This is a genomic window from Pseudomonas sp. MWU13-2100, assembly GCF_023242365.1.
Classification (GTDB): Bacteria; Pseudomonadota; Gammaproteobacteria; order Pseudomonadales; family Pseudomonadaceae; genus Aquipseudomonas.
Map to the genome: position 1 here is coordinate 193,067 of NZ_JALLIX010000001.1, position 12,029 is coordinate 205,095.

General features: G+C 61.7%; 12 protein-coding genes and 1 pseudogene. 6 read left to right on the forward strand and 7 right to left on the reverse strand.

Going from position 1 to position 12,029, the window contains the following annotated elements:
- Positions 1-65: 65 nt before the first annotated feature.
- The 3 genes from M5B99_RS00950 to M5B99_RS00960 are packed head-to-tail and all read right to left on the reverse strand — an operon-like array spanning position 66 to position 2,377.
- The gene (locus tag M5B99_RS00950; RefSeq protein WP_248800471.1) at positions 66-632 is read right to left on the reverse strand and encodes a peptidylprolyl isomerase; all 567 of its coding nucleotides are present in this window, start codon (positions 630-632) and stop codon (positions 66-68) included.
- Between the two features lie 3 nt (positions 633-635).
- Positions 636-1,439 carry an alpha/beta fold hydrolase gene (locus M5B99_RS00955; protein ID WP_248802212.1) on the reverse strand — a complete coding sequence of 268 codons (804 nt, stop codon included), beginning with the start codon at positions 1,437-1,439 and terminating at the stop codon, positions 636-638.
- 14 nt (positions 1,440-1,453) lie between these two features.
- Positions 1,454-2,377 (reverse strand): LysR family transcriptional regulator, encoded by a 924-nt coding sequence (locus M5B99_RS00960; protein WP_248800473.1) that lies wholly within the window; start codon positions 2,375-2,377, stop codon positions 1,454-1,456.
- A 49-nt stretch (positions 2,378-2,426) separates the two neighbouring features.
- Here M5B99_RS00960 and M5B99_RS00965 point away from each other — a divergent pair, with 49 nt between their 5' ends.
- The 3 genes from M5B99_RS00965 (at position 2,427) to M5B99_RS00975 (ending at position 4,724) form a co-directional block, all read left to right on the forward strand.
- Positions 2,427-2,741 carry a 3-phosphoglycerate kinase gene (locus tag M5B99_RS00965; protein WP_248802213.1) on the forward strand — a complete coding sequence of 105 codons (315 nt, stop codon included), beginning with the start codon at positions 2,427-2,429 and terminating at the stop codon, positions 2,739-2,741.
- A 148-nt stretch (positions 2,742-2,889) separates the two neighbouring features.
- Positions 2,890-3,489, forward strand: coding sequence for an FMN-dependent NADH-azoreductase (locus tag M5B99_RS00970; protein WP_248802214.1), 600 nt, complete (start codon positions 2,890-2,892; stop codon positions 3,487-3,489).
- A gap of 374 nt (positions 3,490-3,863) precedes the next feature.
- Positions 3,864-4,724 (forward strand): carboxylate/amino acid/amine transporter, encoded by an 861-nt coding sequence (locus M5B99_RS00975; RefSeq protein ID WP_248802215.1) that lies wholly within the window; start codon positions 3,864-3,866, stop codon positions 4,722-4,724.
- On the opposite strand, the gene M5B99_RS00980 is transcribed toward M5B99_RS00975, so the two are convergent.
- The 3 genes from M5B99_RS00980 to M5B99_RS00990 all read right to left on the reverse strand — a co-directional run bounded on the left by M5B99_RS00980 (position 4,721) and on the right by M5B99_RS00990 (position 8,321).
- Positions 4,721-6,019, reverse strand: coding sequence for a mechanosensitive ion channel family protein (locus M5B99_RS00980; RefSeq protein ID WP_248802216.1), 1,299 nt, complete (start codon positions 6,017-6,019; stop codon positions 4,721-4,723). The genes M5B99_RS00975 and M5B99_RS00980 overlap by 4 nt on opposite strands.
- A 118-nt stretch (positions 6,020-6,137) precedes the next feature.
- Positions 6,138-6,911, reverse strand: coding sequence for an L-iditol 2-dehydrogenase (locus tag M5B99_RS00985; protein ID WP_248802217.1), 774 nt, complete (start codon positions 6,909-6,911; stop codon positions 6,138-6,140).
- Positions 6,912-7,007: 96 nt separating this feature from the next.
- Positions 7,008-8,321 carry an ABC transporter substrate-binding protein gene (locus M5B99_RS00990; protein ID WP_248802218.1) on the reverse strand — a complete coding sequence of 438 codons (1,314 nt, stop codon included), beginning with the start codon at positions 8,319-8,321 and terminating at the stop codon, positions 7,008-7,010.
- A gap of 280 nt (positions 8,322-8,601) precedes the next feature.
- Here M5B99_RS00990 and M5B99_RS00995 point away from each other — a divergent pair, with 280 nt between their 5' ends.
- From M5B99_RS00995 to M5B99_RS01005, 3 genes are all read left to right on the forward strand, one after another.
- On the forward strand, positions 8,602-9,579 hold the full coding sequence (locus tag M5B99_RS00995) for a helix-turn-helix domain-containing protein (RefSeq protein ID WP_248802219.1): 978 nt from the start codon (positions 8,602-8,604) through the stop codon (positions 9,577-9,579).
- Between the two features lie 28 nt (positions 9,580-9,607).
- Positions 9,608-10,954 (forward strand): DEAD/DEAH box helicase, encoded by a 1,347-nt coding sequence (locus M5B99_RS01000; protein WP_248802220.1) that lies wholly within the window; start codon positions 9,608-9,610, stop codon positions 10,952-10,954.
- 228 nt (positions 10,955-11,182) lie between these two features.
- Complete coding sequence (locus M5B99_RS01005) at positions 11,183-11,575, forward strand: transcriptional regulator (protein ID WP_248802221.1); 393 nt, start codon at positions 11,183-11,185, stop codon at positions 11,573-11,575.
- Positions 11,576-11,606: 31 nt separating this feature from the next.
- Here M5B99_RS01005 and M5B99_RS01010 read toward each other — a convergent pair.
- Positions 11,607-11,867 (reverse strand): annotated as a pseudogene (locus tag M5B99_RS01010) (DUF6279 family lipoprotein); the annotation flags it as partial.
- Positions 11,868-12,029 lie beyond the last annotated feature (162 nt).

Genomic DNA, 12,029 nt, shown 5'->3' on the forward strand with positions numbered 1-12,029 from the left:
CGGGCTCTCCTTGAAGATGAAGCGGCGCAAGCCTCAGGCAGCCGGCCTGAAGCTTGCGCCTGCCATTAGTCGATCCGTTTGGCCGACTTGATATACACCGGGTCCGACGGCACGTCCGACATGCCTTGCTTGGTGGTGGTCGGCGAGTTGACGATGATGTCGACCACGTCCATGCCCTTGACCACCTTGGCGAATACCGCGTAACCGGCGTCGCGGCCCGGGTCGAGGAAGTCATTGTCCTTCACGTTGATGAAGAATTGGCTGGTGGCCGAGTTCGGATCCGAGGTCCGCGCCATCGACAAGCTGCCGCGCACGTTGTGCAGGCCGTTGCTGGCTTCGTTCTTGATCGGCGCCTGGGTCGGCTTCTGCGCCATCTGTGCGGTGAAACCGCCGCCCTGGACCATGAAACCCGGAATCACCCGGTGGAAGATCGTGTTGTTGTAGAAGCCACTGTCCACGTAGGCGAGGAAGTTCTTGGTGCTGATCGGCGCGTGCACCGGGTCCAGCTCGATTTCAATGGTGCCGTTGGTGGTCACCAGTTCTACATGGGGCGCCTTGGCGGTATCGGTGGCGGCCATCAGGTTGGCGGCGAACAGCACGGAGCCGGTGAACAGGGCGATTTTTTTCAGCATGGTTCAGTGATCCTGGGTGGTGGTTTCGACTGCGGTTAGAAACTCAAGCAGGGTTTGGTTGAAGACCTGGGGTTGATCCAGTGGCGTGGCGTGGCGTGAATCGGCGATCACCACCAGACGCGCATCGGGCATCAGTTTGACATAGCTTTCCTTCAGCGCGACCGGTGTGTAGTCATGGTCTGCACTGACGATCAGGGTTGGACAGGTAATCCGTGACAGTCGTTCCTGGACCCCCCAACCGACGATGGCATCGAAGCTGGCGAGATAAGCACGTTTGTCGTTTCTTGCCCAGCGCTCGGTCATCTTGCGCCGCAATTGCGCCTGCTCGGGCTTGGGAAACAGCATCACGCTCAAGGCCTTGCCGATGCGCTTCGGGCCCAGCAGCCGGGCCAGGCTCCAGCGCCTGGCCCACTGCAGGTAGTCGCCGGGCTTGCGGACCTTGACCTCGGGCGCGCTGTTAACCACGCACAAGCTCCTGAACATGTGCGGCTGATCCACCGCCAGCTGGAAACCGATCATCCCGCCCATGGACAGGCCGACCAAGTGCGGATGGTCCAGCTTCAGGTGTTCGATCAGGGCCATTACATCCGCGCTGAACCCGGCGATGCTGTAGCGCTGCCGGGGCTTGTCGGAGCGTCCATGGCCACGCATGTCCATGACGATCACCCGGTGCCGCGCGGCCAGTGCCGGCACCTGCATTTCCCAGTCCTCGGTGCTGGAGCCGAGACCATGGATCAGCAGCACCGGCGTGCCCTGGCCGTACTCCTCATAATGCAGCGTACAACCTTCATGTTCGAAATAGGCCATGGGTCAACGTCCTGTCAGGCTTGCCGGGGAGCGGCGAAGGGAGCGTCCAGCGGCGCGGTGTCGAAGGTGCGCAGCAGTTCGACGAGAATCTGCGTGGCCGGTCCCAGGGGTTTGTCCTTGTTCGAGTACAGATAGAACGTCGGATGGCGGCTGCCACCCTGATCCAACGGTAGCACCTTGAGCAGGCCTTCCCGGATTTCCCGTTCGATCATGTGCCGCGGCAGCCAGGCGAAGCCCAGGCCGTTGCCGATGAAGGTGGCGGCGGTGGCCAGGCTGCCGACGGTCCAGCGCTGCTCGGCACCGAGCCAGCCGACGTCGCGCGGTTGCTGGCGGCCGGAGTCACGGATTACCACCTGCAACTGGCTTTCCAGGTCCTGGAAGGTCAAGGTGCGTTGCAGGCGGTGCAGGGCGTGTTCCGGGTGGGCGACGGCGACGAACTCCACCGCGCTCATCTCGGTGCCCAGGTAACCGGGGATATTGAAGCTGCTGATGGCCAGGTCCGCGACGCCTTCGAGGAGGACCTCCTCCACCCCCGACAGCACCTCCTCACGCAGGCGCACTCGGCAACCGCGGCTCTGCGGCATGAACGCGGTCAGCGCCCGCACCAGACGGGCATTGGGATAGGCGGCGTCCACCACCAGGCGTACTTCGGCTTCCCAGCCCTGTTCCATATGGTGGGCCAGGTCTTCCAGCTGGCTGGCCTGTTTCACCAGTTGCCGCGAGCGCCGCAGCAGCACGCCGCCGGCTTCGGTGAGCACGGCCTTGCGCCCGTCGATGCGCAGCAGCGGCACCCCGAGCTGATCCTGCATGCGGGCCACGGTGTAGCTGACGGATGACTGTGAGCGGTGCAGGGCTTCGGCGGCCTGGGCGAAGCCACCGTGATCGACCACGGCCTGCAGCGTTCGCCATTGATCAAGGGTCACGCGGGGCGCTTTCAAGTTGGGTTCCTCTTGTCCTAAGCTGGCGGTCCTTATTGGAGACTGCCGAATGAGAAAAATCTGTTGTGTGTTGCTGGCCATGCTGCCCTTGACGGCATGGGCTTATCCCATCGAGGTTGAAAAACAACTCAACGGTCTCGGTATCGACTACACGACCTTCGATACCGATACGGATATCGGTTCCATCCAGGTGAACAACTACGGGAAAACCGATGCGCTGTGCACCGTGGTGTTCCGCAACGGGCCCGAAGCCCCGCGAACCCGCAAGCTCGATCTGGCTGCCGGGCAAAGCAAGAACGCCAGCGTCAAATTCACCCGCAGCATTATCCGCTTGCGCCTGGAGCTGAGCTGCGTAGCGAAGTGACACCCGAGGAGCATTCCGCCAAGCATGCTCCGCCTATCAACAAATTTATAGATAGGTTGTAGTCATTTTTTCGGCTTTTTTATCGGCTGGGTGCTGTTTAATCTTCACGCCATCGACTTACAGCCCTTAGCGATGGAGCCTATATCCTATGTCCCGCGTACTGATCATCGAAAGCAGCGCCCGCCAGCAAGACTCGGTTTCCCGCCAGTTGACCCAGCAATTCATCGGTCAATGGCAAGCCGCCCACCCAAGCGATCCGATCACGGTTCGTGACTTGGCGACCGACCCGGTGCCACATCTGGACAGCCACCTGCTGGGCGGCTGGATGAAGCCCGTCGAGCAGCGCACCGCCGTTGAGAAGGCGGCGCTGGAACGCTCCGACCAACTGACCGGGGAGCTGCTGGCGGCGGACGTGCTGGTGTTGGCCGCGCCGATGTACAACTTCGCGATCCCGAGCACCCTCAAGGCCTGGCTCGACCATGTGCTGCGGGCCGGGCTGACCTTCAAGTACACCGACACCGGCCCGCAAGGCCTGCTGGTCGGTAAGCGAGCCTATGTCCTGACCGCGCGCGGCGGGTTGTATGCCGGTGGCACCAACGATCACCAGGAACCCTACCTGCGCCAGGTGCTGGCGTTTATCGGTATCCACGATGTCACCTTCATTCACGCCGAAGGCCTGAACATGGGCGGCGACTTCCAGGAAAAAGGCCTGAACCAGGCCAAGGCGCGGATCGCCCAGGTGGCGTGAAGGCTTAATGTTCAGCTAATCGCCGATTGTTCTAGTGTGCTCAGCAACAGTTCTTCAAGTAGCTCCTTCAAGTTGTACGCGCAGAACCTCCCTTTGCACTGGTTGCTCCCTGAGTGCATGCAACCCGATCCGGCCGCCCAACCCGATCGGGTTTTTTTTCGTCCTGGATTCCTTGTGCGGCAGAAAGTCGCTAAGGTCGCGGCCATTCGGCGAGCGGTATTACTTTTTTGTGGTGAGCGGGCTTGCCCGCGCTGGGGGGATGCGCCCCCAAAAAACGTTGGCCCCGGTGTGCCAGGTAGATCGGGATCATAGGTTTTACGACTGCTTCGCAGTCGAGCGCGGGCAAGCCCGCTCGCCACATGTACGAGGTACTCATGGGTTATCTACTTTTTGTCACGCTGCTCCAGGCGTTTTCCTTCAGCCTGATCGGTGAATACCTGGCCGGCCATGTCGACAGTTACTTCGCCGTGCTGGTGCGGGTGCTGCTGGCCGGGCTGGTGTTCATTCCCTTGACCCGCTGGCGCCAGGTGGAACCGGCATTCATGCGCGGCATGCTGCTGATCGGTGCCTTGCAGTTCGGCGTCACCTACGTCTGCCTGTACCTGAGCTTCCGGGTGCTGACGGTGCCGGAGGTACTGCTGTTCACCATTCTCACGCCCTTGCACGTGACCCTGATCGAAGATGCCCTGAACCGGCGCTTCAACCCCTGGGCCTTGCTCGCGGCCCTGGTGGCGGTGGCCGGCGCGGCAGTGATCCGCTACGACGGGATCAATCCGGATTTCTTCATGGGCTTCGTGCTGCTGCAACTGGCCAACTTCACCTATGCCGCCGGGCAGGTGCTCTACAAACACCTGGTGGCGCGTCACCCCAGCGACCTGCCGCATTACCGGCGCTTCGGCTATTTCTACCTGGGCGCGTTGGCGGTGGCGTTGCCGGCCTTCCTGTTGTTCGGCAAGGCCAACTACCTGCCCGAGGGGCCGTTGCAATGGGCCGTGCTGCTGTTTCTCGGGCTGCTCAGCACGGCGCTGGGGATGTATTGGTGGAACAAGGGCGCGTGCCTGGTCAATGGCGCCACGCTGGCGGTGATGAACAACCTGCACGTACCGGTGGGCTTGCTGATCAACTTGTTGATCTGGAACCGGCATGAACCCTTGGGGCGGTTGTTCTTCGGTGGCCTGGTGATTCTCGCGGCAGTCTGGGTCAGCCGCCTGGGCGCGCGAGCGCTCAGGGCCTAGAGCGCGTGCTCCTGCGGCTCGGGAATATGGCTGGCGCCCAATAGCGCCGGCAACATCCCGGCGCGCAGGTCGTTGCCGCTCGGTTGCTGGTACAGGCTCAGACCGAACTCCGGCAGCACCGCCAGCAGGTAATCGAAAATATCCCCCTGGATACGTTCATAGTCGGCCCAGACGGTGGTGGAGGTGAAGCAGTAGATCTCCAGCGGCACGCCCTGGGCGGTGGTCTGCATCTGGCGGACCATGCAGGTCATGTCCGGCTGTACTTGCGGATGACTCTTCAGATACGCCAGGGCATAGGCGCGAAAGGTTCCCAGGTTGGTCATGCGCCGACGGTTCGCCGACATCGCCGCGACATTGCCCTGGGCCTCGTTCCAGGCCTTGAGCTCGGCCTGCTTGCGACCGATATAGTCGGTGAGCAGACGCACCCGGCTCAGCCGCTGTTCTTCATCATCGTGCAGGAAACGCACGGCGCCGGCGTCGATAAACAGGCTGCGCTTGATCCGCCGCCCCCCCGATTGCTGCATGCCGCGCCAGTTGCGGAACGACTCGGACATCAGCCGCCAGGTCGGGATCGAGACGATGGTCTTGTCGAAATTTTGTACCTTGACCGTGTGCAGGGTGATGTCCACCACATCGCCGTCGGCGCCGACCTGGGGCATCTCGATCCAGTCGCCGACCCGCAGCATGTCGTTGCTGGTCAATTGCACGCTGGCGACGAAGGACAGCAGGGTGTCCTTGTAGACCAGCAGGATCACCGCCGACATGGCGCCCAGGCCCGAGAGCAGCAACAGCGGCGAACGGTCGATCAGGGTGGCGACGATAACGATGGCACCGAACACATACAGCACCATCTTTGCCAACTGCACATAGCCCTTGATCGAGCGCGTGCGCGCATGTTCGGTGCGCGCGTAGATATCCAGCAAGGCGTTGAGCAGGGCGCTCATGGCCAGCACCTGGAACAGGAAGGTAAAGGCCAGTGCGACATTGCCGAAGAATATCAGGCCGTTCCTGCTCAATTCCGGCACCAGGTGCAGGCCGAACTGGATCACCAGCGAGGGCGTGGTTTGCGCCAGGCGGTGGAAGACTTTGTTCTGCAGCAGATCGTTGACCCAGTGCAGCGCCGGCTGGCGCCCGAGCAGCCGGGCGGTATGCAGGATCACATAGCGTGCGACCCGGCCGAGCACCAGCGCCACGATCAGCAGTAGCGCCAGACCCAGTCCGGTTTGCAGCAGCGGATGTTGATCGAGTGCGCTGAAAAAGTCCTGGGTGCGCAGCCAGAGCTGTTTGATATCCATGGGGGATGGCGAATCTTCTGAAGGAAATGACCGGGGGATTAGATCATTTAACACCGGGAAGATGACCGTTGAAGACAAATCCGCTCACAAAAATCTCGCTGGCGAGCGGCCCCCGACATCAGCTCATCCAGTTGCCCCCGTCGACGTTGTAGGTTTGCGCAACGACATAGTCGCTCTCCGCCGAGGCGAGGAAGATGGCCATTCCCGTCAGGTCTTCGGCGGTACCCATCCGGCCGTAGGGGACTTGCGCGCCCACTTGTTTCTTCTTTTCTCCCGGGGGGAGCTTTTCATGTCGGGCGAACAGGGCATCGACGCCGTCCCAATGCTCGCCGTCGACCACCCCGGGCGCGATCGCATTGACGTTGATCTTGTGCTTGATGAGGTCCAGTCCGGCGGACTGGGTCAGGCTGATCACGGCCGCCTTGGTCGCGCAGTACACCGCGACCAGGGCTTCACCACGCCGCCCGGCCTGGCTGGCCATGTTGATGATCTTGCCGCCATGACCTTGGCCGATCATCTGCTTGGCGGCGGCTTGAAGGGTAAACAAGGTGCCGGCCACGTTGATGGAGAACAGCCGCTCGTAGCTCTCGCGAGTGATTTCGCTGATGGGTGCCAAATCAAACAATGCCGCGTTATTGATGAGGATGTCGAGCTTGCCGGTCCGGGCGACCACCGTGGCAATGGCTTCGTCGATAGAGGCTTGCCGGGTGACATCCATCTTCACCGCATAAGCCTTTGGACCCAGTTCGGCGGCGGTCGCCTGTGCGCGTTCAAGATTGATATCGGCGATCGCCACGCTGGCGCCTTCGCGGAGATAGGCTTCGGCGAATGAGCGGCCTATGCCACGGGCCGAACCCGTCACCAGTGCGCTTTTTCCTTCAAGTCGTTTCATCAGATGTGCTTCCCGTTCGCGAAAATGAGTTGCCGGGGGGGCGTTGCAGGTTGTCAAGTCAGGCCGCTGCCTGGCGCGGCGGCTGAGCATCGACTGTTATTTTTTCAGGTAGCCCGCGCGCCGCATGTCCTTGACCGTGGCTGTTTGCGCAGCGCCCAGGGCTTGCTCTACCGACATCTGGCCGGTGAGCGCGGCGGAAAACAGCTTGCCCACCGAGGTGCCAATGGCCTGGAACTCGGGAATCGTCACGTACTGGATACCGACATAGGGCACGGGCTTGGCCGACGGGTGGGCGGGGTCGGCGTTCTGCATCATCTGCAGGGTGATTTTGGCGAAGGGCGCTGCCTTCAGGTAGGCATCGTTGTAGGTGGATATACGGGTGCCTGGTGGCACATTGGTGATGCCGTCCTTGTCGGCAACCAGCTGGATGTAGTCTTTCGACGTGGCCCAACTGATGAACGCCTTGGCGGCCTCTTTGTGCCGGGAAGTCGTGGGTATCGCCAATGACCAGGCATACAGCCAGGACGCGCCTTTATCCGTGACCTCCACCGGCGCCGGGGCGAAGCCCACTGTGTCGGCGACCCGGCTTTGCGTCTTGTCCGTGGTAAAGGAGCCGGCGACGCTCGCATCGACCCAGATGGCGCATTTGCCGCTGTTGAACAGGGCCAGGGTTTCGTTGAAACCATTGCTTGAAACACCCGGCGGGCCGTAGTTCTTGAGGGTGCTGACGTAGAAGTTGGCCGCGGCGGTCCACTCAGGTCCGGTCAGCTCGGGTTGCCATTGTTCATCGAACCAGCGCGCCCCGAAGGTATTGGCCATGGTGCTCAGCAGCGCCATGTTCTCGCCCCAACCGGCCTTGCCACGCAGGCACATGCCGTATTGCTCTTTATCGGGATGGTGCAGCTTGGCGGCAAACTCGCCGAGCTGGGTCCAGGTCGGATGCTCGGGCATGCTCAGCCCGGCTTGCTTGAACAGATCCGTGCGGTAATAGGTGACCGTGCTTTCACCGTAGAAGGGCAGGGCGTAGAGCGTGCCATTGAGCGACAGGCCCTGGCGCACCGAAGGGAAGATGTCGGCGACATCGTAGGCCGCCGGCAGATCCGTCATCGGTTCCAGCCAATGCTTGGCGGCCCACAGCGGCGTTTCGTAGGTGCCGATGGTCAAGACATCGAACTGTGCGCCTTGGGTCGCAATGTCGGTGGTCAGTCGTTGACGCAGGACGTTCTCTTCCAGCACGACCCAATTGAGCTTGAGGTCGGGGTGCTGCGCTTCGAAAACCTTGGAGAGCCGCTGCATGCGGATCATATCGCGGTTATTAACCGTCGCGATGGTGAGGGTTTCGGCGGCTTGGGCGGCACAGGCCAAAGACAAGCCAGCGGACAGGATGAGCGCGTGATGCCGGGTCTTCATGATGCTCTCCACTCCACGCCGGTGGCGCGGAATCATTATTGTTGTTGTAAGCCGTGGCTGGTCAGAAACGTCTCGGACCGTGGCGGGTGACGGCTGGATTACAGCAGCTCGCGGAAGGCGCAACAAACGCGTTGAGAACGAGAGGCCGATACTTTTTTGATCGCTCTGCCTGGCCTCCACAAAGATCAAAAAAGTACCAGTCCCGGGTAAGGCCCTGGGTAGCGAACAGGCTTTGATCCGGCTATGTTGCTGAACAGAACTATAAAAAAAGGGGCAAACCATGCCTGATCGCCACGCCGTGCTATTCGAGCAGCCCCCTGCCGAGCTGGAAGTCATCCTGCCCCAGCCGGAACACAGCTTTCGTTGGTATGAGCACGACTATCCCTACGCGCTTGCGCGCTGGAATCATCATCCCGAATACGAAATTCACTTGATCCGCCAGGGCAGCGGAAAATTGGTGGCGGGCGATTACATCGGCGCGTTTGCCGCTGGCCACGTGGCGATGATGGGGCCGGACCTGCCCCATGACTGGATGGGTGACCTGGCGCCGGGGGAGCACCTGCTGGGGCGCGATGTGGTTTTGCAATTCGACGGCGCGGCGCTGCTGGCCCTGCGCGAAGTCATGCCCGAGCTTGGCGATTTGCAGGTGCTGTTCGAGCGCGCCCGGCGCGGCCTGGAGTTCAGCGGCGAAACGGCGCTTGAAGCCGCGCGACTGCTGGAAGCCATCGGTGCTGCCCAGGGTTTGCCGTGTTTGCTGCTGTTCCTGCAGTTGTTGAACACCCTGGCGAGTGCGCCGGTGACAGAGGCGTGCTGTCTGGCCAGCACCTGCTATATGCCTGCGCCGGATGCGAAAAGCTCCGAACGCATCCACAAGGCTTTCGATTACTTGCTCAGGGAGCTGACGGGGGATATCCGGCTGTCAGTGATCGCCGGGCAGTTGGGGATGAGCGAGCCGGGGTTCTCACGGTTTTTCAAACGCATTACCGGGCACGGCTTTATCGACCTGATGCGCAAGTTGCGGGTCCAGCGCGCCTGCCGTTTGCTGTTGCAAACACAGATGTCGGTGGCGGACATCTGCTTCGAGGTGGGCTACTGCAATCTCTCCAATTTCAATCGGCACTTTCGTGTGGAGATGAGCCAGACCCCGACGGACTATCGTCGCGCCAACCCATTCAGCGCAGAAAAACAGCGCTGTTTGTCGCGCTTTTCACAAAGAAACTCGGCCTCGGCGCTCGAAACCGTTACCCTATGCCGCTGATATTTTGTATTTCTTCGAGGTAGCACCCGTGTTTTCCGAATTCGCCCTGCACGAACGCCTGCTCAAAGCCGTGGCCGAGCTTAAATTTGTCGAGCCTACGCCAGTGCAGGCGGCGGCCATTCCGTTGGCGTTGCAGGGGCGTGACCTGCGGGTGACGGCGCAGACCGGCAGTGGCAAGACCGCCGCGTTCGTCCTGCCGATCCTCAATCGCCTGATCGGCCCGGCCAAGGTCCGTGTAAGCATCAAGACCCTGATCCTGCTGCCGACCCGCGAGCTGGCCCAGCAGACCCTCAAGGAAGTCGAGCGTTTCTCCCAGTTCACCTTTATCAAGTCCGGCCTGATCACCGGCGGTGAAGACTTCAAGGTCCAGGCCGCCATGCTGCGCAAGGTGCCGGATATCCTGATCGGCACCCCGGGGCGGATGATCGAGCAACTGAACGCCGGCAACCTGGACTTGAAAGAAGTCGAAGTGCTGGTGCTCGACGAAGCCGACCGCATGCTCGACATGGGCTTTGCCGAAGACGTGCAGCGCCTGGTGGACGAATGCACCAACCGCCAGCAGACCATGCTGTTCTCCGCCACCACCGGCGGTTCCGGCCTGCGCGACATGATCGCCAAGGTCCTGAACAACCCCGAACACCTGCAGCTCAATGCGGTCAGCCAGTTGAACGACACCACGCGCCAGCAGATCATCACCGCCGACCATAACCAGCATAAAGAGCAGATCCTCAACTGGTTGCTGGCCAACGAGACCTATCAGAAAGCCATTGTCTTCACCAACACCCGGGCCATGGCCGACCGTATCTACGGTCGTCTGGTGGCCCAGGAATACAAGGCTTTCGTCCTGCACGGCGAGAAAGACCAGAAGGACCGCAAGCTGGCCATCGACCGCCTGAAACAGGGTGGGGTGAAGATCCTCGTGGCCACTGACGTCGCCGCTCGTGGCCTGGACGTGGACGGCCTGGACATGGTGATCAACTTCGATATGCCGCGCAGCGGCGACGAATACGTGCACCGCATCGGTCGGACCGGGCGTGCCGGTAACGACGGCCTGGCGATCTCGCTGATCTGCCACGGCGACTGGAACCTGATGTCGAGCATCGAGCGTTACCTCAAGCAGAGCTTCGAGCGCCGTACCATCAAGGAAGTCAAAGGTACCTACGGCGGACCGAAGAAGGTCAAGGCTTCGGGCAAGGCTGTCGGCGTGAAAAAGAAAAAGACCGACGCCAAGGGCGACAAGAAGAAGTCGGCCGCCAAGGCGCCGACCAAGCGCAAGATCGCCAACCGGCCGAAGACCGATGCGCTGTCGTTGGTCAGCAAGGACGGCATGGCGCCGCTCAAGCGCCGCAAGCCGCAAGCCCCGGCTGCCGAATAACCGGCAATCGGCTGAGGCGCTTGCTCTCCCACCAATGCCCCGACTTGTCGGGGCATTGGCGTTTTTGTGGGAGCGATGTCTGTGGGAGCGGAGCTTGTCGGGAGCGGTTCTGAGGGCGGTTTCCGCCCAATGGTCATCCGTGGGCGCAAACCGGCTGAACCGCCATGATCAGCACTACTCTATCCTTATGCAGGGCTTCTCACTCTCACATGTGAAGGGTTAATCAGGATGACGACTTACAACTGGGAACTGATCGAACGTCTGCTCCATGAGGTGCAGAACAGCGCGGGCCATAGCTTCGCCCCCCGGGCCTATGCCGAGGAGCACGCCACGGCCCAGGCCGCGCAGGGACAGGCGACGGGCAATCTCGATGACCTGAAGGCGCTGGCGGCCGACTACGAACGGTTGTTGCTCAAGCACGGCTATATCGAGAGCCGTCCGGAGGGCGAGGGCGGTAATGGCGAGAATTTTATCCTTACACCGCGTGGCTCTGCGCTGTTGAGCCTGCTCGACAGCAGCATTCCCGGCAACGACCACCCCTTGCAGGTACTCGACGAGCAGGCCGACGCGCTGGACCCGACCACCTTCGATCAAGTGGCCGCCAAGGTGCAGATCGCCTGAGCTCCACCAGCAGGCTGCGGGTGGCCTGCTCCGCGCGGTCGCGGATCTGTTCCTCGACGGGCGGGGCCACATATTGCGCCCGATGCTCACGCTGATCCTTGGCAAAAGCCTGGCCCATCTCGGGTATCTGTTGATCGCTCAGGCCCCGCGGCAACTCGACCGCCGAGGGCGTGACGGTGCGCACGACCTGGGCAATGGCCTCGGCGCCGAGTGCCAGGCTCAGGAGCAGCAACCAGAGGAGGGAGGTCAGCCGGTACGACATCGATGAAGCCTGTTGGGGACATTGCTCCATGGAACGCTTATGCGGCCGGTGGTTCAATTACTCAATGGTTTCCATCGATGACCACGGCGCCTGGCGCGGGCGCACGGTGGCTTGCGCGCGGTGCGATCGGCGCGGTACATGCAGTGCGGGGCGGGAGTGTCACTTCAGCCCTGCGCCTTGGGGTTCAAAGCG